This is a genomic window from Amycolatopsis orientalis DSM 43388 (genome assembly GCF_000411975.1).
GTDB classification, from domain to species: Bacteria; Actinomycetota; Actinomycetes; order Mycobacteriales; family Pseudonocardiaceae; genus Amycolatopsis; species Amycolatopsis orientalis_D.
Genome location: NZ_ASXG01000032.1, coordinates 29906 through 54949, shown reverse-complemented (window position 1 = coordinate 54949; position 25044 = coordinate 29906). Strand labels below are relative to the sequence as shown.

The 25044-nt window shown below is 70.9% G+C and carries 21 protein-coding genes; 6 read left to right on the top strand and 15 right to left on the bottom strand.

The window, feature by feature from the left end; all coding sequences use genetic code 11:
* The coding region (locus L942_RS05980) for a LysR family transcriptional regulator (protein ID WP_051165745.1) at positions 1 to 763 on the bottom strand (763 nt) is incomplete at its 3' end.
* A 110-nt stretch (positions 764 to 873) separates the two neighbouring features.
* On the opposite strand from L942_RS05980, the gene L942_RS41915 reads away from it, so the two are divergent.
* Genes L942_RS41915 through L942_RS05960 form a run of 4 tightly spaced genes read left to right on the top strand, consistent with a single transcriptional unit; the run spans position 874 to position 4587 of the window.
* Positions 874 to 1659, top strand: coding sequence for an alpha/beta fold hydrolase (locus tag L942_RS41915; RefSeq protein ID WP_051165744.1), 786 nt, complete (start codon positions 874 to 876; stop codon positions 1657 to 1659).
* Complete coding sequence (locus tag L942_RS05970) at positions 1652 to 2452, top strand: SDR family NAD(P)-dependent oxidoreductase (protein ID WP_051165743.1); 801 nt, start codon at positions 1652 to 1654, stop codon at positions 2450 to 2452. The genes L942_RS41915 and L942_RS05970 overlap by 8 nt, the downstream gene beginning before the upstream one ends.
* A complete protein-coding gene (locus tag L942_RS05965; RefSeq protein ID WP_037355873.1) occupies positions 2449 to 3294 on the top strand; it encodes a sugar phosphate isomerase/epimerase family protein in 846 nt (281 codons plus the stop codon). Before L942_RS05970 ends, L942_RS05965 begins: the two co-directional genes overlap by 4 nt.
* Positions 3295 to 3327: 33 nt before the next feature.
* Complete coding sequence (locus L942_RS05960; RefSeq protein WP_051165742.1) at positions 3328 to 4587, top strand: MFS transporter; 1260 nt, start codon at positions 3328 to 3330, stop codon at positions 4585 to 4587.
* Positions 4588 to 4619: 32 nt separating this feature from the next.
* Here L942_RS05960 and L942_RS05955 read toward each other — a convergent pair whose 3' ends face one another.
* The 9 genes from L942_RS05955 to L942_RS05915 form a co-directional block, all read right to left on the bottom strand.
* Entirely contained in the window at positions 4620 to 5762 is a 1143-nt protein-coding gene (locus tag L942_RS05955; RefSeq protein WP_037355870.1) for a low temperature requirement protein A, read from the bottom strand.
* A 261-nt stretch (positions 5763 to 6023) separates the two neighbouring features.
* On the bottom strand, positions 6024 to 7964 hold the full coding sequence (locus L942_RS05950; protein WP_037355867.1) for a hydantoinase B/oxoprolinase family protein: 1941 nt from the start codon (positions 7962 to 7964) through the stop codon (positions 6024 to 6026).
* Positions 7957 to 10032, bottom strand: a complete 2076-nt coding sequence (locus tag L942_RS05945) for a hydantoinase/oxoprolinase family protein (RefSeq protein WP_235078910.1) — start codon at positions 10030 to 10032, stop codon at positions 7957 to 7959. Before L942_RS05945 ends, L942_RS05950 begins: the two co-directional genes overlap by 8 nt.
* Positions 10033 to 10043: 11 nt before the next feature.
* Positions 10044 to 10268 carry a hypothetical protein gene (locus tag L942_RS05940; RefSeq protein ID WP_051165741.1) on the bottom strand — a complete coding sequence of 75 codons (225 nt, stop codon included), beginning with the start codon at positions 10266 to 10268 and terminating at the stop codon, positions 10044 to 10046.
* Positions 10269 to 10306: 38 nt separating this feature from the next.
* Positions 10307 to 12052 (bottom strand): class I adenylate-forming enzyme family protein, encoded by a 1746-nt coding sequence (locus L942_RS05935; RefSeq protein ID WP_037355864.1) that lies wholly within the window; start codon positions 12050 to 12052, stop codon positions 10307 to 10309.
* Positions 12049 to 12915 (bottom strand): SDR family NAD(P)-dependent oxidoreductase, encoded by an 867-nt coding sequence (locus tag L942_RS05930; protein WP_037355861.1) that lies wholly within the window; start codon positions 12913 to 12915, stop codon positions 12049 to 12051. Before L942_RS05930 ends, L942_RS05935 begins: the two co-directional genes overlap by 4 nt.
* 17 nt (positions 12916 to 12932) lie before the next feature.
* Positions 12933 to 14414 (bottom strand): aldehyde dehydrogenase family protein, encoded by a 1482-nt coding sequence (locus L942_RS05925; protein ID WP_081654952.1) that lies wholly within the window; start codon positions 14412 to 14414, stop codon positions 12933 to 12935.
* Between the two features lie 40 nt (positions 14415 to 14454).
* Entirely contained in the window at positions 14455 to 15612 is a 1158-nt protein-coding gene (locus L942_RS05920) for a CaiB/BaiF CoA transferase family protein (protein ID WP_037355858.1), read from the bottom strand.
* The gene (locus tag L942_RS05915) at positions 15612 to 16697 is read right to left on the bottom strand and encodes an NAD(P)H-dependent flavin oxidoreductase (protein WP_200862710.1); all 1086 of its coding nucleotides are present in this window, start codon (positions 16695 to 16697) and stop codon (positions 15612 to 15614) included. Before L942_RS05915 ends, L942_RS05920 begins: the two co-directional genes overlap by 1 nt.
* A 218-nt stretch (positions 16698 to 16915) precedes the next feature.
* On the opposite strand from L942_RS05915, the gene L942_RS05910 reads away from it, so the two are divergent.
* Entirely contained in the window at positions 16916 to 17605 is a 690-nt protein-coding gene (locus L942_RS05910; protein ID WP_063695722.1) for a TetR/AcrR family transcriptional regulator, read from the top strand.
* A 4-nt stretch (positions 17606 to 17609) separates the two neighbouring features.
* Here L942_RS05910 and L942_RS05905 read toward each other — a convergent pair whose 3' ends face one another.
* From L942_RS05905 to L942_RS05895, 3 genes are all read right to left on the bottom strand, one after another.
* Positions 17610 to 18062 (bottom strand): nuclear transport factor 2 family protein, encoded by a 453-nt coding sequence (locus L942_RS05905; RefSeq protein ID WP_037355855.1) that lies wholly within the window; start codon positions 18060 to 18062, stop codon positions 17610 to 17612.
* Positions 18063 to 18185: 123 nt separating this feature from the next.
* The gene (locus L942_RS05900) at positions 18186 to 19049 is read right to left on the bottom strand and encodes a helix-turn-helix transcriptional regulator (RefSeq protein ID WP_037355891.1); all 864 of its coding nucleotides are present in this window, start codon (positions 19047 to 19049) and stop codon (positions 18186 to 18188) included.
* A gap of 138 nt (positions 19050 to 19187) precedes the next feature.
* Positions 19188 to 20132, bottom strand: a complete 945-nt coding sequence (locus L942_RS05895) for an alpha/beta hydrolase (protein ID WP_037355853.1) — start codon at positions 20130 to 20132, stop codon at positions 19188 to 19190.
* 313 nt (positions 20133 to 20445) lie between these two features.
* On the opposite strand from L942_RS05895, the gene L942_RS05890 reads away from it, so the two are divergent.
* Positions 20446 to 21786 carry an MFS transporter gene (locus L942_RS05890; RefSeq protein WP_037355851.1) on the top strand — a complete coding sequence of 447 codons (1341 nt, stop codon included), beginning with the start codon at positions 20446 to 20448 and terminating at the stop codon, positions 21784 to 21786.
* 135 nt (positions 21787 to 21921) lie between these two features.
* Here L942_RS05890 and L942_RS05885 read toward each other — a convergent pair whose 3' ends face one another.
* Both L942_RS05885 and L942_RS05880 read right to left on the bottom strand, forming a co-directional pair.
* Complete coding sequence (locus L942_RS05885; protein WP_037355849.1) at positions 21922 to 23082, bottom strand: acyl-CoA dehydrogenase family protein; 1161 nt, start codon at positions 23080 to 23082, stop codon at positions 21922 to 21924.
* Positions 23079 to 25028: an AMP-binding protein gene (locus L942_RS05880; RefSeq protein ID WP_037355848.1), complete on the bottom strand. Its 1950-nt coding sequence runs from the start codon at positions 25026 to 25028 to the stop codon at positions 23079 to 23081. The genes L942_RS05885 and L942_RS05880 overlap by 4 nt, the downstream gene beginning before the upstream one ends.
* Positions 25029 to 25044 lie beyond the last annotated feature (16 nt).

The following is a 25044-nucleotide window of genomic DNA, read 5'->3' as shown; positions in this document are numbered from 1 at the left end:
ACAAGCACCAGAAGCGTTCCCCGGAGGTCCCAGCCATGAAAGAAGGTACCGCTATCAGCACCGTGTCGGCCCCTGAGCTGGTGGCGATCAGTTCGCTGTGCTCGGAGAAAGCGCGGAACAGCCAGTCGACTTCGATTCCGGCCGCGGTCGCCGCCGCGCGCAGGCTGGCCTCCTCGCTCTTGGCGGAGTGGGCCATGACGCGCAGCCCGTCCAGGTCGGTGACATCGAGCTGGTCCCGGTCGCGGGGCCCGGAGCCCTCGCGGAAGACGCAGCCGAGTCGCTGCCGGAAAAGAAGTTCCTTGTGGAGCTCGGGCGGCTGGCTGTGCACGAGGCTCAGGTCCAGCAATCCGTTCAGCAGCAGCCGGCGCTGTTCCTCGCTCGTGGCTTCGACGATCGCGAAATGGATCTCCGGCGCGGCCTCGCGCACCGCGTTCAGGTAGGACTCGATCCAGCCGGCCGGGATCCCCGACGGGACTCCCAGGTGGACGAGGCGCCGTGCGCCGGCCGCGGCCTGGAGGACCTCGGGGACCCGGTCGACCAGCTCGAAAATGGACAGCAGGTGCTCGCGCAGGCCCTCGCCGGCCGCGGTCAGCTCGGTGCCGGTCGCGGTGCGCCGCAGCAGCTGATGCCCGAGCGCCTTCTCCAGCTGCGCGATCTGCCTGCTCAGGGTCGGCTGAGTGACGTGCAGGGCCGCCGCGGCGCGCGAGATCGACCCGTACTCGGCGACAGCGCGGAAATAGTCGAGGTGGCGCAGCTCCAGCATGAGCCGAGCATATGCCTCCAAGGCATGCCCAGGGCGGCAGATAGGCATTTGATCTATAGCTGCTGGCCACGCAGGATCGTCCCCACGCACAGACGAGCGGGAAGGACGGCATGACCGCGATCATCGAGCCTGCTTTCGAGCGGGTGCCCGGACCGGAAGGGGCGCCGTTCACGTTCGTGCTCGTCCACGGCTGGGCGCGTTCCCGCTCGGACTGGCGTCCCGTGCTGCCCGGCCTGCGACGGATCGCGCCGGTCGTGCTCGTGGACCTGCGCGGGCACGGCGAGTCCCGGCCCGGGCCGGGCATGCGGCTGCCGGACGTGGCGGCGGACGTGCGCGCACTGGTGCACCGGCTCGGTCTCGGCCGGGTGGTGCTGGTCGCCCATTCCGCGGGCAGCGAGGTCGCCGCCTTCCTCGCCCGCCGCGAACCGGAATCGGTGGCCGCGCTGGTCGCGATCGATCCGGCGTTCGGGCTTCCAGACGAGGACCGGGCCCGCATCGAGGGGATCGCCGAGCGGCTCCGGCGCGAGGACCCGGCTGCGGTCGCCCGCGAACACTTCGCGGACCACGGACCCAGTCCCCTGCTCCCCGACACCGGCGACCTGGTCGCCGCTGCCCCGGCGGCCGTCCGCGACCTGTTCATCGACTTCGCTTTCGGCCCCGGGGCGCTGCACTTCCAATCTCAGGCGAAGGAATTCTTCGCCGGCTTTGCCGTCCCGCTGCTCGCGATCTACCGCAACGACGAACGCGCCCGACTGGCCCGCGACCTCCTCCCCGCCGCCACGATCACCGTGCTGCCCGGCGGGCATTGGACGCACCACGAGCACCCGGGAGACGTCGTGGCCGCGATCGCCGAATTCCTGTCCTGTCCGGAAGAAAAGGAAGCACCCCATGCCTGAACCCGACCGGGTCGCCATTGTCACCGGAGCAGCGGGAAAACTGGGCGCCGCGATCGCCGAACGCCTGCTCGAAGACGGCGTCGCCGTCGTGCTCGCCGACGTCAAAGCGGACGCGGCGGACGCGACCGCCGCCGATCTGCGCGCCAGGTTCGCCCCGCCCGCGGTCGGCGTCGGCGCGGACCTCGGGTCCGTCGAGTCGATCGAGGAGCTGATCGCCTACGTCGGCAGGCGCTTCGGCCGGATCGACGTCATCGTCAACAACGCGGCCGTGAACCGCCGCTCCACGCTCGCCGAACTGTCCCCGCGGGACTGGGACCTGATGAGCGACGTGAACCTGCGCGGCCCGGCGTTCCTCGTCAGCAGGGCGCTGGAGTTCTTCAAGGAGCAGCACAGCGGGGCGGTGGTGAACATCGCCTCGCGCAATTGGGTCTCCGGCGGACCGGTCGCCTACACCACCATGAAAGCCGGGATCGTCGGCCTGACCCGCTCCCTCGCCCCCGAGCTCGGGAAGCACAACGTCACCGCGAACGCGGTCGCGCCCAGCTTCATCCTGTCCGACTTCACCGCCTACGACCGCGACGAAGAGCAGATCCGCCGCCTGACCGCGGAGTACCGGGCCATCACGCCGATGCCGCGGATGGCCGAACCCCGGGACGTCGCCGAGGCCGTCGCTTTCCTGGCCTCGCCCGCGGCGTCGTTCATCACCGGCGAGGTCCTGCACGTCTGCGGCGGCGCGCAGCTCGCCCCGCTCCCGCAGACCCCGCTCGCCGTCGCACACGCGGGCCGGCCGTGAAGTTCGGCGTCGCCACCATCTGCCTGCCCACCGTGGACCCCCGCGAATGCATCGACCAGGTCCGCGCCGCGGGGTTCGGCGGGATCGAATGGCGGGTCGAGCCGCGCCCCGGCAGCGTCCGCGACCCCCGACCCGCGCACCCGTACCTGGTCGGCCACCGCGCCACCCTCCCGCTGGACGTGCCGGCGACGGAGGCGGCCGCGCGCGAAACGCGCGCGGCCGGACTCGACGTGATCGGCCTGGCCCCCTACCTCGAGGTGGGCGACAGCGCGATGCTCCGGCTCGTGTGCGAGCTGGCGCAAGCCGCGGGTGCTCCGCAATTTCGCGTGCAGGCGCCGAGAATCTCCCGGACCCGACTGTCCTATTCGGAGCTTTTCGAACGGACCGTCGCGTTCTTCGCGGAAATCGAGGCCGCCGCCCGCGCGGCCGGAATCCGCGCGCTGCTGGAGATCCACCACAACACCATCTGCCCCAGCGCCTCGCTCGCGCACCGGGTGGTCTCGCGCTTCGACCCCGCGCACGTCGGGGTGATCTACGACCTCGGCAATCTGGTCTTCGAAGGCTACGAGGCGCACGAGATCGCGCTCGACCTGCTCGGCGACTACCTCGGGCACGTGCACCTGAAGAACGCCGCGCACTTCCGCTCGCCAGGCGGCGGATGGCGAGCGGGCTGGACACCGCTCGAGGACGGCGAAGTCGACGTCCCCCAGGTGCTCGGCCTCATCGAGCGACGCGGCTACGCCGGCTGGGTCTCGGTCGAGGACATGAGCCTGGACCGCCGGCCCGTCGCGGCCCTGCACCACAACGCGGCTCAGCTGCGCGAGTGGGGCCTCCTGCGCTGAGCTTCCCCCCGCCACTGGACAAGGAGGTCCACAATGGACGTTACAAAGCCGTCGCCGGAGACCGCGGTGCGCGTGGCCGCGACAACTTCCCGCTACCGATGGGTGATCCTCGCCCTGTGCTGGCTGGCCTACACCCTCGTCTACCTCAACCGCACCGCCTGGTCGGTGGTCGCGGTCGACGCCTCGCACAGCATCGGGCTGTCCGTGGCCCAGCTCGGGATCTTCGCCACCGCGATGTCCATCGGCTACGTGGTCACCAACATCCCCGGCGGCATCTTCGCGGACCTGATCGGCGGCCGTCTCGCGGTCGGGATTTCCCTGGTCCTGGCGGGAGTGCTGACCTTCGCCTTCGGCACGGTGCGCCATCTCGGCGTGGGGATCGCGATCCAGATCCTCATCGGGCTGGTCAGCGGCGCCGACGTCGCGTCCTTCACCAAGCTGCTCAGCCGCTGGTTCCCGCCGCGCGAACGCGGCACCGCGTTCGGCCTGTACATCACCGCGACCGCGTTCGGCAGCGTGCTCGCCAACGCGTCCATCCCGGCGCTCATGGCACGGCTGGACTGGAGCGGGGTCTACTACCTGTTCGGCGTGCTCACGGTCGTGGTCGGCGTGGTCTGCTGGGCGCTGCTCCGCAACGATCCGCCCGTTCCGGTCGAGCCCGCCGAACCCGCCGCGAAGACGGAACCGGGCGGACGCCTCGGCTTCGCGGCGATGCTGAGAAACCGCAACCTGATGTCGCTCGCGGCGGCCGGACTCGGCATGCAGTGGGCCACCCTGGGATTCCTTGCCTGGGGCAATTCCCTGATGGTGAAGTCGCTCGGCCTCTCGGCGGGGAAGGCCGCGCTCGTCATGGTCATCGTCAGCACGACGGCGATCGGCGTCAAACCCCTGGTGGGCTTCCTGTCCGACCGCGTGCGCGGCACCCGCAAGACACACCTGATGATCCTCAGCGGATATTTCGTGCTCATCCTGGTCGTCTTCGGCCTGATCCGCGACTACCATCTCCTGCTGATCCTCGCTCCGCTGCTCGGGCTGGGCGTGTACGGCTACACAGTGCTGACCAACTCGACTGTCCCGCAATACGCCGACCCGCGTTTCGTCGGCGGCGCGTTCGGCCTCGCCAACACCGCCTGGCAGCTCGGCGGCGTCTTCGCCCCGGTGGCGGTCGGCGCGGTCTTCAGCGCGACCGGCTCGCTGACCCTCGCCTTCGGAGTCTTGGCGGTGGGCCCGCTGCTGGGCGTCCTGCTCCTCGTCCCGATCCGCGAACAAGCTCCGACCGAGCCGGTTCGCTAAGACGGATGGTCTGTCGCGGAGGCGTCCGGGGCCTACGCGGCCGTGGCGGCGCCCGCTTCCCGGGACAGGTGGACGACCAAGCCGGCCAGAATGACCACCAGCAGCGCGATCACTGCGTACGCCGGCAGCCAGTACGCCGCCGCGGCCGCGAGCCCCAGCGCCATCGCGCCGATCGCCCGCGGCCGCCAGCCCGTCCCGGTCTCGACGCGGAAGTAGACCGTCTGCGCCGCCAGATAGACCATGGGGCCGGCCAGCACCAGCACCCCGGCCGCGCCGGAGCGGCCGTCGTGCGCGTGCGCGAGGACGATCTCGAGCCCGGACGCCAGCACGACCAGGCCCGCCACCACCCCGTAGATCGCGTTGATCCCGACGTGCACCGAGCGGATCGGGTTCTCGGTCGCCGAGGTGTGCCGGACGACCTGCTGCTCGGACCGTCCGAAATAGACTTGCCACAGGAGGACGACCGCGGCGAACCCGCCCAGCGCCAGCACCAGGGTGAGCGCGTCGGAGTAGTGCTCCGAGATCGCCCGGCCCAGGGTGAGGACGGTTTCGCCGAGCAGGATGATGAGAAACAGCCGCATCCGCTCCACCATGTGCGCGGCGTCGAACGGAAGGCGCGCCGTCCGCGTCGTGCGGCCGGGCGCGGGATGCGCGGTCCACGTTCCGGCCAGGTCGATCAGCGCGGCGGCCGCCCAGAACCAGATCCGCGAGTGCGGACCGAGCGCGGCGCCGGCGATCCACAGCGGAGCCGAGGCGCCGGTCCAGGCCAGCACCCGGACGAAATGCTCCCGGAGCTGAGGCGTCGGCGAGGTCGCCGCCGCGTAGCCGCCGGCGCCGACGAGGGCGAGCACCATCGGCACGACGAACAGCCACGGCCCGGCCTCGAAGGCGTGCGCGATGCCCGCGTTCATGAACAGGCCGAGCCCCATCACTGCGACGGTGACCGCCTTCGTGCCGCTGCGCTCGACGTCGAGCAAGGTCACTTCGAACGAGGTGAACGCCCAGACTCCGCACACCCCGACGAGCATGGCGAGGGTCTCGGCGCCGGCGCGCCAGGTCAGGTGCTCGACGAGGTGGTGCGTCAGCTGGCCGATGGCCAGCACGAAGACCAGGTCGAACAACAGCTCGAGCGGGGCGACCTCGCGATGGATCCCTTCCGCGCGGGGGACGTGCACTGCTGCCTCCTCGACCCGGCGATTCCGGTTCCGGCGGGCCGGATGGCGGTCCGGTCCGCGGGTGCACAGGACATCATCGCCGGGCCGGGCGCGCAGCACGGAATCCGGCGCCCGCGCGTCGTCCCGGAGAGCGGCGAACTGCGCGCCTCCGGAGCCCCGGAGAAGAGCCGCCCGCGCCGCCGCCCGCCCAGAGCGCCGGAAAGCGCGACCGGGCTCCGGCTGCCGCGTCGAGCGGACGGCCGGAGCCGCGGCTGTGCGCCCTCAGCGCCGGGCGGCGCGGATCTTCTCGGTGGCGGGCAGGTCGAGCACGAGGCCTTCCGGGTCGGCGTGCGGGTCGCCGGTGATCACCACGCCGAAGTCGCGTTCGGCCGCGGCGATGGTCACGTACTCGTCCCGGACGTCGCGCAACACGTGCTGGGGATCGCGGTCGAGCGGGTCGCCCCAGCCGCCGCCCCCGTTGGTCACGTACCGCCAGGTCGCCCCGGCCCCGGTGGCCCAGCCCGGGTCCCGGCCGTAGTAGAAGTACTCGCCGTCCGGGCGCGGAGCCTGCGTCTTCGGGTCCAGCGTGCCCGCGACGGCCACCGCCTTCGCGTAGGACGCCTCCCCCGTCGGCAGCAAGGTTTCCGGCCCGGTGGTCGCCGCTCCGTCCCGGCCGAAGATCCACACGCCGCCGAGCGCGCCGTCGCTGCCGCCGCGCACCCCGACCCCGCTGGCGTTGCGGAACCGCAGCGGAATGGTCTGGTGCTGGCCCGGCTGGGTGTAGAGGACGTCCTTCGCGACCGAAGCGCCGCCGCGGAACGAACCCGGCCCGGCCGTGTCCGGCAGGAACTCGCGCCGCATGATCCGCAGCGGGAAATCCGCTTCCAGCGATTCCGTCGACGGCGACATCAGGTTGAAGATGTAGCTGCAGGAGAACCCGTCGCCGTCGCCGGCCGACGAACCGCCGCGCGGGCCGTGTTCGCCGCCCGCCATCGCCGAGCACATCCACGGGGTGCCGTCCGGGCCGACGCCGTAGGCGTTGTGCACGTAGGCCGAGCCGAAGTCGCCGCCGAGCGCGGCCTCCCCGAGCACCGAGCCCAATGCCCGGCACAGCACCGTGTTGATGAGCGCGGACACCTCGTAGTAGCAGAAGACCGCGCCGTCCGGCGGCAAGGCGCTGACCATCGACCCGGCCGGGATCACCAGGTCGATGTCGCGGAAGGTGCCGGAGGTGAACTCGCTTTCCGGCGACAGCAGCATTTTCAGCCCGACGCCGACCGCGGTCTTGGCGTCGAGCGCACCGGCGTTGATGCAGGTGCGCGCCTGCCGGGACGAGCCGCTGAAGTCGGCTTCCAGCTTCGCGCCCCGCTTGCGCAGAGTCAGCGCGACGACGTACTCCTCGCTGTCGTCGACGCCGTCGGCGTCCAGCGACCCGGTCGCCGAGTAGTCGCCGTCCGGCATCTCGGCGAACGCCAGCCGCATGCTTTCCGCCGACGCGTCGCAGGCGTAGCGGAGGCTGCCGAGGTACGCCTCGATGCCGTACCGCTCGATGATCTCCTGGATCAGCCCCTCGCCGAGCGCGCAGCAGCTCTGCATGGTGTGGAAGTCCGGCAGCATCAGCTCGGCCATCCGGACGTTGTCGAAGATCAGCGAGAACGTCTCCTTGACCGGCTCGCCCGCGTGGTACAGCAGCCGCGGGCTGATCGAGATGCCGTCCTCGTAGATGTTGTGCTTCGCCGCGGAGAACCCGCCGGGCGCGATGCCGCCGACGTCGAGCTGGTGCGCCCGCAGCGCGATGAAGCTCGCGATCCGTCCGTTGTGGAACACCGGGCGGATGAAGCAGACGTCGTTGTAGTGGTTGCCCATCCGGTACACGTCGTTGCAGATCAGCAGGTCGCCCGGGACCAGCTTCTCCGGCCCGAACTCCTCGACCGCGACGCGCACGCCGGCGGACATCGTGCCCAGGAAGATGGACAGCCCGTTCGTGACCGCGCTCATCGCGTAGTCCTGCTCCGGCGGCGCGCAGACGCAGGCCGCGAAGTCGTAGCAGAGCGCGATGATCGGTGAGAACGCCCGGTGCAGCAAGCCGGTGGTGACGTGCTGCGCGGAGTACCGGAGGCGGTTGGCGAGCACCGACGCGGTGAACCGGTCGCAGTCGTAGCGCTCGAGGAACTGTTCGTCGGTGAGGTCGCGAAGCAGCGTCTCGGTGGTGGTCTCAGTCATTGCCCTCGCTCCTGTCCTCGCCGGTCCCCCGGGTGATGACGATTTCGCCGATCCGGCCGACGGTGGCGATCAGGCCGGGCGGCACGAACGTGGTCGACATCGGTTCCCGGATCACCGCCGGGCCCTCGATGACGTCGCCGCGCATGAGCTGGTCGCGCTCGTACTCGCCGGCCTTCAGGTCGGTGTCCTCCAGATGCCGGATGGCGATCGTGCCGACCGGCTGGGGCGATTCGCCCGCCGGCCGTCGCGGCGGCTCGGGGTACTCGACCTTCGGGGTGGGCACCACCGCGGTGAGCCGGTAGGTGACGCCCTGCACCGGCATGCCCTCGAACCGGTTGCCGGACCGCTGCTCGTACCCGTCGTGGAAGTTGGCGATCATCGTCTCGACCGCCTCCGGGGTGATCTTCCCGTTCGGCACCTGCACGAACGGCGTCTCCCACACCTGGCCCATCAGCTGCCCGTCGAAGGAGCGGGTGAACGTGACGCGTTCGGCGTCCTTGCCCAGCGACCGCGTCATCGCCTCTTCCATGCCCGCGTAGACCGCGTCGATCTCCTCCGCCGCGTCCGGGGTCAGCACCGCGTAGGCGGTCCGGCTGTCGGCGTACACCTGGTCGGCGCTGACCAAACCGAGGGCGGAGAACAACCCCGGATGCGGCGGCACCAGCACGCTCTTGACGTGCATCTGCTCCAGCAGGCCCGGCAGCATCATCGGGCCCGCCGCGCCGTAGGCGACCAGCGCGTGGTCGCGCGGGTCGACGCCGTTCTTGACCAGGACGTCGACGATGCCCTCGGCCACGTTGTTGAGCGCCATCCGGTAGGCGAACCGGACCCGCTCGGACAGCGTCGCCTGGGTGTCGAGGGCCTCGAACGCGGCCTGTGCGAGGGCGGGGTCGAGCCGGGACCGCCCGGCGGCGAACCGGTCCGGATCGAGGATCCCCATCATCAGGAAAGTGTCGGTCGTAGTCGGCGCCTGGCCGCCGCGCCCGTAGCAGGCCGGGCCGGGGTCCGCGCCCGCGCTCTCCGGGCCGACCTTCACCTCGCCGGTCGGCGTGATGCTGACGATGCTGCCGCCGCCCGCGCCGACGCTGACGATCTCGTTCGACAGCGTGTTCACGATCAGGTCGTGTTCCAGCTCGAACGTCGTGTTCACGAACGGTTTCCCGCCGGTGACCACGCTGATGTCGCTGGAGGTGCCGCCGATGTCGGTACAGATCAGGTTCGGCTCGCCGATCAGCTCGCCCAGGTGCGCGCACGCCACGGTCCCGGCCGCGGGCCCGGAGAACACGATGCGCGAGGGACGTTCCATCGCGACCTCGACCGGGGCCAGCATGGCCGCGCAGTCGGCGAAGTTGAGGTCGCCGGCGAAGCCGAGCCGGGTGAGCCCGGCGGCCAGCTCCCGCGTGTAGGGGCCGTAAATCCGCTTCATCAGCACGTCGATCACCGTGGTCGAGGCGCGCGGGTACTCCCGCGCCAGCGGGGAGACCTCGCTGGAGATCGAGCACGCGACGTCGCCGATCTCCTCGGCGACCAGTTCGCGCAGCCGGCGCTCGTGGCTTCCGTCCACATAGGAATTGAGCAGGCAGATCGCGACGCCTTCGACGCCGCAGCGGGCCAGGATCCGCAGCTCCTCGCGGGCCTGCTCCTCGTCCAGCGGGATCACCACCGTCCCGTCCGCGCCGAAGCGTTCCCGGATTCCGCGGCGCAGATAGCGCGGCACGATCGGCGCGGTCACGTCGCCGAAGCTGCGGTGCCAGCGCGGGTCGGTGTTGGCCTCCGGCGGCCGCATCGCGCGGGCCATGTCGAGAATGTCCCGGTGGCCCTCGGTGGTCAGGAACGCGATCTTCGGCAGCCGCCGGGTGATGACCGCGTTGAGGCCGTGCGTGCTCGCGTGGTTGAACGCGGCCGCGGCGGCGACGTCCACTTCGGACGCGCCTTCCAGCACGGCCCGGTAGCTTTCGGCGACGTTGGTGGCGACCTTGACCGTTTCGATCCGGCCGCCGGAGATCGAGACGATGTCGGTGAACGTGCCGCCCACGTCGACCCCGATCATGTTCTTGCGCTCAGCCATGTCCGCGCTCCTCAGATCCGGTCGGCCAGCAGTTCGATCGGGCCGAGCTTCGGCCCCGGGACGCGCCGCACGTCGGTCAGGCAGGCGGCGCATTTGACCACGTCGAACCAGCCCGCCTCGGACAGCACCGGATAGGCCTGCAGCCGGCGCTGCCCGCAGCCCGGACAGGTTCCCTCGACGTCCTCCCGGACCACCGACAGGGTCGGCTCGGTCGGGCGGGGATTGGTGATCGCCATTGATCGCTCCTGTTTCGCCTCGATGAAAAGGATTCGTGCTAAGCGGAATCGGCCGGGCTCAGCGCGCGGACGGACACGTCCGCCCCGAGCCGCTCCCGCGCGATCGGCACGAGCTTGAACTTCTGCACTTTTCCGGTGGGGGTCTGCGGCACCTCGTCGGCGCCGAGCACGAACACGTGCCGGGGAACCTTGAACCGGGCCAGGTTCGCCCGGCAGGCCTCGACCAGGGCCGCCGGATCGGGAGCGGCTCCCGGCTCCGGGACGACGAACGCGCAGCCAGCCTCGCCCCAGCGGTCGTCCGGCACCCCGACGACGAACGCCTGGCTGACCCCGGGCTGCCCGGAGAGGAAGTCCTCGACCTCCTTGGGCATCACGAGTTCGCCGCCGCTTTTGAACAGATCCTTCGAACGGCCGGTGATCACCAGCGACCCGTCGGGCAACACGCGGCCGAGGTCGCCGGAGTACAGCCAGCCGTCCCGCAACGCCGCCGCCGTCTCCTCGGGCCGGTTCCAGTAGCCGAGCATGGTCGTCGGACCGCGCGCGACGAGTTCGCCGGACTCGCCGCGCGGAACCGGCTCCCCGGTCGCCGGGTCGAGGATCCGGTACTCCGCGATCGGGCCGCCGGCGAGGCTCGCCGCGCCGCTGGGTTTCGGCCGGCCGACCGTGGACGCGGTCACCTCCAGCGGATCGTCCGGCTGGGTCATCACGGTCGCGCCGCCGACCTCGGTCATCCCGTAGGCGGTGGTCAGTTCGCGGACGCCGAGATCGGTGCGGATCCGCTCCCACAGCCAGGTCGGCGCGACCGCGGCCGCCGACAGCATCCGTTCCAAAGAGGACAGATCGGTGTCGCGCCGCGCCGGGTGTTCGACCAGGGCGACGCTCATCGTCGGCACCGCGAGCACGTCGTTCACCCGGTGCTGCTCGATCGCCCGCAGGTACTCGCCGGCGTCGAACTTCGGCTGCGGCAGGATCGTGCCGCCGACGAAGGTCGCTGCCTGCACGCCTTGCTCGTAGGCGAACATGTGGTAGCAGGGCAGGGCGAATACCGACCGGTTGCCGTCCGGCAGCGCCCGGCAGTAGGCCGAGCCGTACACCTGGCGCAGCAGCGCGTCGTGGCTCAGCTGCACGCCCTTGGGCTCGCCGGTGGTGCCGGAGGTGTACATGATGTCCGACATCTCCAGCGGGCCGCGCAATCCGCCCGGCGCCGCCCCCGGGCTCGCGCTGCCGATCCGCTCCAGCTCCGCGACATCGAGTACGCCTTCCCGGCCTTCGCCGTTCCCCTCCGGATCCAGCGTGAGCACGCGTTCCAAGTCGCCGAAGCCGATCGCCCCGGCCCGCTCCCACCCCGGAGCCAGCTCGTCCAGCATCGCGAGGTAGTCCTGGTTCCGGAAGGACGTCATCGTGATCAGCACCCGGCTGCACGACTGCCGCAGCACGAATCCGAGTTCCTGAGTGCGGTACAGGTAATTCAGCGGGACCGCCACCGCGCCGGCCCGCGCGATCGCCAGTTTCAGCGGCTCGTACTCCGGATAGTTCGCCATCAGCAGGCCCACGTGGTCGCCCGCGCGCACGCCGAGCGCGGCCAGCCCGTCCGCGTACCGGTGCGCCCGCCGCAACACGTCGTCGTAGGTGAACACCCGGTCGCCGGCGATCACGTACGGACGGTCGGCGAACCGGGCCGCCACGTGCTCGAAGTGCTCGTCGAGCGTGCGCGGCCGCCACGGGGCGAATTCGCGCTCCAAGTCGGCGCGCCGCTGCGCGATCGACGGCCCGTCCGCGGTCACCGCGGGCTCCCCGCCACCTCGACCGTGCGGTGCACCTTCGACTTCTGGCCGGTGCTGCCGCGGTTGACCCCGACCAGCCCGTTGAGCGCCGGGTTGTTGTTGACCAGGTTCCCCAGCTGCGGTCCCGCGGCGATCATGCCGCCGTCGACGGTGATCACCTCGCCGGTGATGAACTTCGCGTCGTCGCTGGCCAGGAACGACACCACGCCCGCGACGAAATCCGGTTCCCCGGCATACGGCAGCGGCTGCACGGTGCCCAGCACCGGTTTCAGGTCCTCGGCGGTGAGCCCGATCAACGGCGTCGTGATGATGCCGGGCGCGACCGCGTTGACCCGGATCCGGTCCGCGGCGTACTCGAACGCGGCGATCTTGGTCAGATGCTGCACGCCCGCCTTGGCCACCGAGTACGCCTGCACCCCGGCTCCGGCCGCGAACGCGCCGACCGAGCCGAAGTTCACGATCGCCCCGCCGGTGCCCTGCGCCCGCATCACCCGCCCGGCGTGCTTGACGCCGAGGAACACGCTGCGCAGCACCACGTCGAAGGTGTAGTCCCAGTCGTCGACCTCGAGTTCGGTCAGCGGGCCGAACGCCCCGCCGACGCCGGCCGCGTTCACCAGCACGTCGAGCCGGCCGAAACTCTCGACCGTCTGCGCGATCGCCGCTTCGAACTGCGCCTCGTCGCTGACGTCGGTGTGGGCGAACCGCACCCGGTCGCCCGCGTCCAGTTCCGCGAGCGTGCGTTCGGCGACCTCGCGGTTGAGGTCCGCGATCACGACGTCGAAGCCGCGGTCGAGGAACCGTGCCACCGACGCGCGGCCCATCCCGCTCGCCCCGCCGGTCACCAGCGCCACTTCGTTGCCCATGTCCTGTCCCTTTCGCCTCAACCGACCAGAATCTGCTTCACGTCGGTGAATTCGCGGAGGCCCTCGGGGCCGCACTCCCGGCCCCAGCCGGACTTCTTCACCCCGCCGAACGGCGCGGCCATGGTCGGCCCGAAGGTGTTGAGCGCCACCGATCCCGCCCGGATCCGGCGCGCCACGCCCAACGCGCGGTCGCGGTCCGCGGAGAACACGCTCGCCGCCAGGCCGTATTGGGTGCCGTTCGCGATCCGCACCGCGTCGTCGACGTCCTCGTACGGCAGCACCGCGGTGACCGGGCCGAACACCTCGTTCTGGGCGACGTCGTGGTCCTCGGCAACGCCGGTCAGCAGCGTCGGCTCGTAGAACCACCCGGTGTCGAACCCTTCCGGCCGGCCGCCGCCGGTCACCACGTTCGCGCCCTGCTGGCGGGCCCGTTCCACGACGCGGCGCGTCCGGTCGAACGCCGCCCGCGTCGCCAGTGGGCCGTGGTCGGTGTCCTTCGACCGCGGGTCGCCGATCCGCAGCGCGCGGTACGCGCCGGCGAGAGCCTCGACGATCTCGTCGTGCCGCGAAGCCGGGACCAGCACCCGCGACAGCGCCGCGCACACTTGGCCCGACCCGCTCATCGCGCCGGCCACCAACGGCCGCAGCGCCTGGTCCAGGTCCACGTCTTCGAGCAGCACCGCCGGCGACTTCCCACCCAGCTCGAAAACCGTGCGCGGCAACAGATCCGCGCTCTGCCGCAGGATGGCCGACGCGGTCGCCGGACCGCCGGTGAACGAGATCATCTCGAACCGCGGATCGGAGGCCAGCCGCTGGGACACCTCGACGCCCGCGGCCAGCACGCTCAGCACCCCCGGCGGGAATCCGGCCGCCGCGGCGCAGTCGGCGACCAGCCGCATCATGAGCGCCGACTCCGGCGCCGCCTTCACCACCACCGGCGCGCCGGCCAGCAGGGCCGGCACCACCTTGCTGCCCACCGTCGTGAGCGGGCCGTTGTAGGGCATCACCGCCAGCACCGGGCCGACCGGTTCCCGCTCGATCCGCACTTCGCCGACCGGGGTGGAGCGGGTCTCCGGCGCCAGCGCCTCCTCGGCCGCCGCGAGCGCGGTGCGCCACGCGGCTTTCGCCGCGAACCGGTGCAGGGTCCGGCTCCAGCGGACCGGAATGCCCGCCTCGACCGCCCACACCAGGCCGATCTCGTCCGCCCGTTCCTCGAGCAGAGCGCAGAACCGCTGGCACACCGCGATCCGCTCGGCCACCGGCAGCCGCGGCCACGGGCTGGCGAAGGCTTCCGCGGCCGCCTCGGCCGCCGCGTCGGCGTCATCCGCGGTCGGCGCGGCGACCTCGGCCACCGCTTCCTCGGTCGTCGGCGACACGACAGTCGTGACCTCGTTTCCGGCAGACCGCCGCCATTCGCCGCCGATCAGCAACGCATCCGGCCGCGGGACCTTCAGGTCTGTCTCGAGCACGAGTTCCTCGCGGCTGTCCACCACACTCATCGGCTCTCGCTCTCCTCTCTGGCGGTAGTTCGGTGTCCGGTCAGTTCTGCTGCACGACGGTCCCCGCGGCGAGGAGGCCGGTCACTTCTTCGTGGCTGAATCCCCAGTCCTGCAACGCCTTCTCGGTGTGCTCGCCGGGCACGGCCGCCGGGCCGGCCACCGCGCCCGGGGTGCGGCCGAAGCGCGGCGCGGGCGCGGGCTGCAGCACCCCGTCCACCGGCACGAACGCGCCCCGGGAGACGCTGTGCTCGTGGTGCGGCGCCTCGTCGAGGGTCAGCACCGGGGCGAAACAGGTTTCCTTCCCCCGGAAGACCTCGACCCAGTCGTCCCTCGTCCGGGTCCGGAAAACCGCGGCGAGCCGGCCGCGCAGCTCCGGCCAGCCGCGTTCGTCCTGCTGTGCGGGCAAGTCCTCGTCCGCGAGCGCGAGCGTCTCGAGCAGGACCGCGTAGAACTTCGGTTCGTTGGCCGCGATCGCGACCCACCGGCCGTCGGCGGTCTCGTAGGTGCCGTAATACGGCGCGCCGCCGTCGAGACGGTTCGCTTCCCGTTCGTCGCGCCACCGCCCGGTCTGGCGGAGCCCGTGGAACAGCGAACCGAGCAGCAACGAGCCGTCGAGCATGGCGGCGTCGAGCACCTGCCCCCGGCCGGACCGCGCCGCTTCGAACAGCCCGGCGACGATCCCGAACGCGAGCAGCATCCCGCCGCCGCCGTAGTCGCCGACGAGGTTGAGCGGCGGGACCGGCCGCCCGCCGGCCGGTCCGATCGCGTGCAGCAGCCCGCTGAGCGCGAGGTAGTTCAGGTCGTGCCCGGGCGCCCGCGCCAGCGGCCCGTCCTGGCCCCATCCGGTCATCCGCCCGTAGACCAGCCGCGGATTGCGGGCCAGGCATGCGTCCGGGCCGATCCCGAGCCGCTCGGCGACGCCCGGGCGGCTGCCCTCGATCAGCGCGTCGGCCTGTTCGGCCAGGCGCAGCACCACCTCCGCGCCGCCGGGACGTTTCAGGTCGACGCCGGCCGAGCGGCGGCCCCGCAGCGTGGCGAACTCGTAGGACCGCTCGCCCGGAACGTGGTCGCGCACGTGGCCGGCCCGGTCCACCCGCAGCACGTCCGCGCCCATGTCCGAGAGCAGCATCGCGCACCACGGGCCCGGGCCGATCGAGCCGATCTCGACGACCTTCACCCCCGCCAGCGGCCCGGCCATCAGCTGAACTCGACGGTCTTCTCGACGCCGCGCAGCGCTTCGACGGTCTCCTCGACCAGCCGCTCGAGGATGTCCGCGGCGCCGGGCAGGTCGGTGATCATGCCCGCCCCCGCGCCCGAGGGCATGCTCATGTGCGTCTTGAGATGCGCCTTCATCGCGGCGTACTTGAACGGCATGGTCAGCACTCGCTGCACCGGATACGGCGACAGCTCGTCCTCGTGCCCCTCCCACACCTCGGTGAACCGGTTGCGCAGCATCCGCACGTGCAGGCCGTCGAACAGCAGCGAACGCAGCGTCGAGTCGTACTCCGCCTCCACGACCGCCTGCTTGAACACGTCCTCCGAACCCGACTCCTCGCTGGCGAGGAACCGCGTCCCGACCCACGCGCCCTGCGCGCCCATGGTCAGGCACGCGGCGATCTGCGAGCCCTTCACCAGCCCGCCCGCCGCGATCACCGGCACCGTCGCGAACTCCAGCACCTCGGCCAGCAGCGTGATCAGCCCGACGTCGCCGGTGTGCCCGCCGCCCTCGGTGCCCTGCACGACCACCAGGTCGGTGCCGTTGCGGATGGCGCTGCGGGCGTGCTTCGCCTGCCCCACGATGCTGAGCACCTTCGCGCCGGCCGCGTGGCAGGCCTCCACCACCCAGGTCGGGGTGCCCAGCGCGCAGGCGATCACCTCGACGCCGTGGCCGAGGGAGATCTCCAGCTTTTTCTTGTTGTCCGCCAGGCTGATCGCCTGGTCCGTGGTCGGCACGACCTCGACGCCGCGCTCGGCCAGTTCGGACTTCAGCTGCTTGAGCGGCCCGGGCAGCTCCGGCACCGCCACGTCGGAAAGCCCCTTCGGCGCGTTCGCCGGGAAGCCCAGGTCGACGCACAACGGCCGGTCGCTGAGCTTCCGGAACAGCCGGATCTCCTCGTCCACCTGCTCGGGAGTGATGTCGATGCCGCCGATCGAGCCGAGCCCGCCCGCGTTCGACACCGCGGCGGCCAGCCGCCCGTAGGCGACGTTGCCCATGCCCGCCTGCAGGATCGGCACGTCGATCTCCAGCAACTCGCAGACGGGGGTCCGCAGGGTGGGCGACATGGGCTCCTCCTCCGTGCCGTCCCGGCGGCCGGTGCTGCCGCGGGGTCCGGGGATACTCGAAAGTATTTAATATATTTCACATTTCATCGCGGCGGCCGACTCGCTCGCCGGGGACGGGGATTTTTCTAGCATCCTTTCGAAAAGCTGGCAAGCCCTGGCCTCGCTTGCCCCGTTCTTCGAGAAACCGGTAGATTTTTCCCGGACGGAGAGGTGGTCAGGTGACGAAGGCGGACGGCGGCGACCGGGAGCGGAAGTCCGACAGGACCCGGCGGCGGATCCTCGACGCGGCGGCAGACCTGTTGAGCCGCAAGGGTTTCGACGGCACCCGGCTGTCGGAGATCGCGACGCTCGCGCAGCTGCGGGTGCCCGCGGTCTACTACTACTTCGAATCGCGGGAGGCGATCCTCGAGGAGGTCGTCAACATCGGCGACCGGATGGCCGGGGACAACGTCCGGGCGCGGCTGGCCGCGCTCCCCCCGGACGCGACGGCGATGGACCGGATCTGCGCCGCCTACGCCGCGCATCTGGAGATGGTGCTGAAGGAATCGGCCTACACCGCGGCCGCGATGCGCACCCTCGGCCAGCTGCCCCCCGACATCCGGGCCCGGCAGCTGGAGCACCAGCGCGCCACCGGGCAGCTGTGGCGCGACCTCATCCAGGCCGGCGTCGACGAAGGGGAAATCGACCCGGGCCTCGACCCTCGTGCCGCCCGGATGTTCCTGCTGGGTGCGGTCAACTGGGCCACCGAATGGTGGAACCCCGCCCGCGGGAGCCTCGACGAGATCCTCGCGACCGCGCAGCGCCTGATCCGCAACGCCCTGACCGGACCGGGCTCCGCGGCGGCCCCGCCCGCGGTCGCCGCTCCGGCCGCCGCGCTGTCGCCGGTGTTCTCTCCGCCGCAGCTCTGACCGGCTAGGCCGGATCCGCGGCGAACACCGGACTGGTCGAGACGAACGGGCGGAACTCCATCCGGCGCGTCTTCCATTCTCCGTCGCGGCGGACGAACTCCAGCTCGTATCCGCCCGACAGCAGCTGGCGGACGCCGTCGTCGGTCAGCCGGAAGTAGAACACGTCGGTCTTCGCCGCCGCGGTGTCGCCGTCCACTTCGATCACCGCGTTGGTGATGTGGTGGTGACAGCGGGGCACCTGCTCCCACACTTTCCGCACCAGCGCGCGGACTCCGGCGATGCCGTGGCCCTCGCCGCGGGGCAGCACGTAGTCGGCGTCTTCGGCCCAGATGCTCAGGAACGTCTCTTCGTCCTGCTTGTCGATCCCGTGGCAGTACTTGGCCAGCACCGCCTTGATCTCTTCGACGTCGATCGCCCACTGGATTCGTTCTTCAGGGGTGCGCGCTCTGCCGGTCACCGGGGAGTCCTTCCGCCGCGGTCCGAGGTCGAAACAGACCGCGACGGTAAACGGGGCCGCCGGAGCAGGTCAATTTCCCTTTCCCGAAGCGGTGTTTCGGGAAAACCGAAGCGCCGGTCCGCGTCAGCCCTTCCGCGCGACCGAGTCCCGCAGCCGGTCCAGCCGTTCCGCCGACTCCGAGCCGGGTTCGGCCGACCAGATCACCAGCTGCTGCTCGCCGTTCCCGGCCTGCTGGAAGCTGTCCCAGTCCAGCGACATCTCCCCCACCCGCGGATGCGCGACCGTCTTCGTGCCGAAATTCTGGTGCGCCACCCGGCGCTCGGCCCACCACCGGCCGAAATCCGCGCTCGTCAGGGACAGGTCGCCGACCAGCCGCGACAACGCCGGATCGGTCGGGTTGCCCGCCGCGTTCATCCGCAGCACCGCCACGCACGTCCGCGCGACCTGCTCCCATTCCGGGTAGAGGGCCCGCATCCGGGAGTTCGTGAACACCAAGCGGATGTAGTTGCGGTCGCGCTCGGGGATCTCGGCGAAATCGAGCAGCAGCGCCGCGGCGAGGTCGTTCCACGCCAGGATGTCCAGATACCGGCTGAACACCAGCGCCGGAACGCGGTCCAGCTGCCCGAGCAGCCGCTCCAGCTGCGGCCGGATCGCCCGGCGGCGCCGCGCGGGTTCCCGCGGCGCCGGCGCCGAACCGGCCCGGGGCAGCAGGGTGCGGACGTAGTCGCGCTGCTCGTCGTCCAGTCCCAGCGTGCGTTCCAGCGCGGCCAGCACCGGTTCGGACGGGGCGAGGCGGCCCTGCTCGATCCGCGTGTAGTAGTCCGTGCTGATCGAAACCAGCTGCGCCACTTCCTCGCGGCGCAGCCCGGGGACGCGACGGCGGTCGGCGGCCGGGACGTCGAGGCCGACCTGGTGCGGCTGCAGTTCGGCGCGGCGATGCTGGAAGAACTGTCCCAGCTCGCGCAGCTCCGTCGTCGCCTCGGCCATGGTCGCCATCCTACGGCCCTGCCTCTCGCGTATCCGGGGAAGAATCTTCCCGGGTTGGTTCTACTGGTCTCGGGGACGACCGAACATTGCCCGGCCGACCGGATCGTGGTCGGCCGGGCAGCGGTCGTCGGCCGAGGATCAGAGCTTCTCGGTGAAGAAGGGCACGATCGTCTTCAGCGCCTCGCCCGCCCCGTTCGGCCGGTCGTAGAGGTCGTAGTGCGAAGCCGTGTCGATCTCCAGGAGCTTCTTGTCGGTGGACGCGGCCCGCTCGTAGATCTCGTGGCCGTCGCGGTACGCGCCGAACGCGCCCTGCTTGTCCTTGTCGCCGATCACGATCAGCAGCGGCTGGTCGAGCAGCTCCTCGGCCAGGTGGAACGCGTCCCAGCCCAGCACCGCCGAGCCGTGCGCGGCCTCGAACAGGACGCAGCCGTGGTCCGCCTGGCCGCGGTCGGTGCGGTAGTACTCGAAGGCCTCGATGATGTCGATGTCGCCGGTCTGCTTCGCGGCCTCAGCCGTGTCGGGCAGGAACCCGTTGACCGCGCTCTTCTCGCCGCGCGCCTCCGTCGTGCGCTGCTGGCCGATCGCGGCGAGCGCCTGGAGAACGCCGCCGTTCTGGCCCGCCGTCTCCCGCTGGAGCCGGCCGAAGTTGGCGCCGGTGACCGACACCACCGCCTTGAAGCGCTTCTCGGTCTTCGCGGCCGCGAGGGTGTACCCGCCGCCTCCGCAGATGCCGAGCACACCGATACGGTCGGCGTCGACGTACGGAAGGGTCACCAGGTAGTCGACAACGCGGCTGAAGTCCTGGACGCGCTGCGCTGGGTCCTCCAGGAACCGCGGTTCGCCGCCGCTCGCGCCCTGGAAGCTGGCGTCGAACGCGATGACCACGTTTCCGGCCTCGGCCAGCGCCGGGGCGTACACGTTGCCGGAGGTCTGTTCCTTGCAGCTGCCGATCGGGTGCGCGACCACGATCGCCGGATAGGTCTTGGAGTTGTCGAAGTCCGGCGGGAAGTGCAGATCCGCCGCGATGTCCCAGTACATGTCGCGGTTGCGGAACTTCACGTGCTCGACGGTGCCGGTGGCCATCCTGCCTCCTCAGTCGTGCTCGGGGCGTTTCCCCGGCTCGTCTTCCACCATCGTCTCCCGCTCGCGCCGGTACCAGTTCGGGTTCTTTCCTGGGAAGGATTTATCCCTGGATACCCCGGCACCGCCGCGGCGCGGCCGGGCAGGCTTTTCCGCACCGGCGCGCACGTCGCGAAAAATTCCCCAGATAACGCTTCCCGCCCGAATCCCGCCCGCTCGCGGCCGACCGGTTGACACCCGCGCTTCCGCCACGGACAGTGTGACCCTGCATTTTATATTTTACTTCTGCCGGACCCCGTCCCCTCAAGGAAGAGTCATGGACCAGCCTCAGCAGACCGCCGGCGTCCAGCCGCCCAGCACCCTCGCACCGTCGAAAAAGGACATGCGGCGCATCGCGATCGCCAGCGCCACCGGGACGGTGATCGAGTACTACGACTTCCTGATCTACGGAACTGCCTCCGCGCTGGTGTTCCCGCACGTGTTCTTCCCCGCCCTGGGACCGGCCGCGGGCACCGTCGCCGCGTTCGCGACCCAGGGCGTCGCTTTTCTCGGGCGGCCGCTCGGCGCGATCCTCTTCGGACACTTCGGCGACCGGGTCGGCCGCAAGAAGACCTTGATCACCACGCTGTTCCTGATGGGTCTCTCGACCGTCCTCATCGGACTGATGCCGACCGCGGCCCAGATCGGCGTGGCCGCTCCCCTGCTGGTGCTGCTGCTGCGCGTGCTGCAAGGCCTCGCGGTCGGCGGCGAATGGGCCGGCGCGACCCTGCTCGCGGCGGAAAGCGCGCCCAAGGCCAAGCGCGGTTTCTACTCGATGTTCGGCTCGCTCGGCGGCGCGGTCGCGGTCGTGCTGGCCAACCTGACGTTCCTGATCGCCGGCCTCACCATGAGCAACGAGGACTTCCTCAGCTACGGCTGGCGCATCCCGTTCGTGGCCAGCGTGGTGCTGATCGCCGTCGGCCTCGTCGTGCGGCTGAAGATCGAGGAGTCCCCGGTGTTCCGCCGCGAAGCCGTCCGGTCCGGAACCGCGTCCGCGCCGCTCGCCGAAGCGTTCCGCAAGCAGCCGCGCCAGATGCTGTTCGGCTCCGGCGTGCTGGTCATGGTGTTCGCCTTCTTCTACCTCAGCGGCAGCTTCCTCGCCTCCTACGGGACCGCTCACCTGCATCTGGCGAAGACCACGGTGCTCTCGATCGGCGTGCTCGCCGGCGTCGTGTGGTGCATCTCGATGATCGCCGGCGCGGTGCTGTCCGACCGGTTCGGCCGCCGGCGGGTCATCCTCGTCTCCACCTTCGTCTCGGTGGCCTGGGCGCTGGCCCTGTTCCCGGTGCTGGACCTCGGCACCGCCGTCTCCTACGGCGTGGGCGTGTGCCTGACGCTGGTCTTCGCCGGACTCGTCTTCGGCCCGGTCAGCGCCTTCATGCCGGAGCTGTTCATCACCCGCTACCGCTACACCGCGGCCGGATTCTGCTACAACGTCGCCGGCATCCTGGGCGGCGCCGTTCCGCCGCTCGTGGCCGCACCGATCATCGGCGCCGCCGGATCGCTCGCGCTGGGCGGATTCCTGGCGGTGCTGGCGCTGCTCAGCGCGGTGTGCACCCTCGGGCTCAAGGAAACCCGCCACTACGAGATGGACCGGGGAGAACTCGTCGCCGGATGAGTCATCAGGCCGCTGGCCGGGCGCCTGCCGCGACGGCAGATGCCCGGCCAGTTTGCCGTGCGCCCGGAACTCGCCCTGCGAGCGAAAAGGGCGGGCCCCCGGCAATCCGCCGGGAGCCCGCCCTTTTCGCTCGCCTCAGTAGGAGCGCGGCAGCCCCAGAACCTGCTGCGAGATGTAGTTCCGCACCATCTCCTGCGAGAACGGCGCGTTGCGCAGCAACCGAACCTCCCGCCAGAGCCGCTCGACGTGGTACTCCTTCGCGTACGCGTAGCCGCCCAGCGTCGAGAACGCCCGGTCGCACGCCTCGAACCCGGCCTCGGCGCCCAGGTACTTCGCCGCCGCCGCTTCCGGGCCGCACGGTTTGCCTTCGTCGAACAGCCGGGCCGCCCGCATCACCATGCCCTCGGCGGCTTCCAGCCGGATCCACGAATCCGCCAGCGGGTGGGCCACGGCCTGGTTCTGCCCGATCGGCCGGTCGAACACCACCCGGTTCTTCGCGTACTCCGCCGCGATGTCCAGCGCGGCCCGGCCGAGGCCGATGCCCTCCATGCCGACCACGATGCGTTCCGGGTTCAGCCCGTCCAGCAGGTAGTAGAAGCCCTTGTCGACCTCTCCCACCAGCCGGTCCTCCGGCACGAACAGGTCGTCGATGAACAGCTCGTTGGTGTCGATCGCCGCCCGGCCGAGCTTCTCGATCTCGCGGACCGTGATGCGGTCGCGGTCCATGTCGGCGAAGAACAGCGACATCCCGTACAGCGGTTTGTCGTCGCGCCGCGGCGAGGTCCGGGCCAGCAGCAGGATCTTCTGCGCGTTCTGGGCGTTGGTGATGAAGACCTTCTTGCCGTTGATCTTCCAGCCGCCGTCGACCTTGGTCGCCTTGGTCTTGATCCGCGACGTGTCCACGCCGGCATCCGGCTCGGTGACGCCGAACGCCATCAGCAGCTCGCCTGTCGCCAGCTTCGGCAGGAACTCGCGCTTGAGCTCCTCCGAGGCGTACTTCACCAGCGGCGCGGGCGGGAACACGTAGAAGTGGATCGCCGAACCGCCGGCCATCCCGGCGCCCGAGGCGGAGATCTCCCCCATCATCACCGCGGCCTCTTCCAGGCCGAGGCCGATGCCGCCGTACTCCTCCGGGATCATCGCGCCGAGCCAGCCGCCCGCCCCGAACGCCTTCACGAACTCCCACGGGTACTGGTGGTTGCGGTCCTTGTCGAGCCAGTACTCGTGGTCGAACTTGCGGGCCAGTTCCCTGGTCGCCTTCCGGACGATCTCGACGTTGCTTTCCGGATCGGTCATTTCGCGTTCTCCTCAGCGAGTACGGGGATGTCTTCCAGCGGCGTGGCCGGGTCGAGCGACGACAGGTCGCCGACCGGCGCGCCGACGAACCGGGCCCGGATCGCGCGCCGCATGATCTTGCCGTTCTTGGTCTTGGGCAGCGTCGGCACGACGTACACCTCGGGGGCGAACGACTTCCCCGCGTTTTCCAGCGCGGCGGCCGCCAGATCCGCGCGGTCGGCGCCGGGCGTGCGCAGCACCGCGAACGCCACCGCGCGCTGCCCGCGCAGCTCGTCCGGAGCGCCGATCACGGCCACCTCGGCGATCCGCTCGTCGCGCAGCAGCGCCGCCTCGATCTCGGCCGGGCCGACCCGGCGGCCGGCCAGCTTGAGCGTGTCGTCGGAGCGGCCGTGGATCCGCCATTGCCCGCGCTCGTCCACACTGGACAGATCGCCGTGCACCCAGATGCCCTCGAAGCGCGACCAGTACGTCTCGAGGTAGCGCTCGCGGTCGTGCCAGAACGCGTGCGTCATGCCCGGGAAAGTGTTGCGCACGGCCAATTCGCCGATCGCGCCGACGACCGGCTGCCCGGCGTCGTCGAGCACCGTCGCGTCCACTCCGGGCAGCGGGCCGGTGAACGCGGCCGCCTCGCCCGGCAGGAACGGGTAGCCGACGAGCAGCCCGCCGCCGACCTCGGTTCCGCCGCTGTAGTTGACGATCGGCACCCGGCGCTTCCCGACCTGCTCGAACAGCCACCACCAGGTCGGCTCGTCCCACGCTTCGCCGGTGGAGACGAACGCGCGCAAGCTCGCCAGCGCGTGCTCCGGCTTATCCTGCGCCGCCCGCAACGCGCGGGCCGCGGTCGGCGCGATCCCTTGCACGGTCACGCCGTTGCGCTCGACGACCTCCCACATCCGGTCCGGCGTGGGATGCGTCGGCAGGCCCTCGATCATCACGATCGTCGCGCCGAGCTGCAGCGGGCCGGTCATCAGCATGGGGCCGACGAGCCAGCCGAGGTCGGTGATCCAGCAGACGACGTCGTCCTCGTGCACATCGAAGCCGTAGGCGAAATCGACCGCGGTCTTCACCGCGAACCCGCCGTGGGAATGCACGATCCCCTTCGGCCGTCCCGTGGTGCCCGAGGTGTACACGATCGTGAGCGGATCGTTCGCCTCGGTCGCCGCGGTTTCGACCGGCGCGGGCGACGGGTCCAGCTCGTCGAAGTAGACGTCCCGGCGGTCCGTCATCGGCACGTCGGCGCCGAGGTGGCGGACCACGACGACGCGCTTCACCGAGGGCACGTCCCGCAAGGCCGCGTCCGCGGTCTCCTTCAACGGAACCTGCTTGCCCCGCCGGGTCGTCCCGTCCGCGGTGATCAGCACGACCGCTTCCGAATCCTGCAGCCGGGTGGCGAGGGCGTCCGCTGCATAGCCGCTGAACGTCGGCACCGCGATCGCACCGAGCATGGCGATCGCGAGGAACGCCACCACCGCTTCCGGGACCACCGGCATGAACAGCACGACCCGGTCGCCGCGCTCGACGCCGAGCGCGGCGAGGTTCGCGGCGAACCGCCGCACCTGCTCGTCCAGCTCGCCGAAGGTCAGCGTGCGGCGCTGGCCGGAATCGCCTTCGTAGACGACCGCGGTCTTGCCCGCGAGTTCGCCGCGGGCGTGCCGGTGCGCGCACAGTTCGGCGACGTTGATCCGGCCCCCGGGGAACCAGCGCGGGAACGGCTTGCCCTCGGACTCGTCGAGCACCCGCGCGAACGGCTCGGCGAAGGCGACGTCCAGGTCCTCGACCACCGCGCGCCAGAACCACTCCGGATCGGCGATCGCCCGCCGGTTCGCCGCGGTCACGCCGTCCGCGTCGCCGGGCAGCCCCCACTTGCGCAGCGCGGCGAGGTACCGGCTGCGGTCCAGCACCTCGCGCGGCGGCGCCCAGGCGAAACCCGTCTCGTCCTCGGCCATGTCCGCTCCTTTCCCG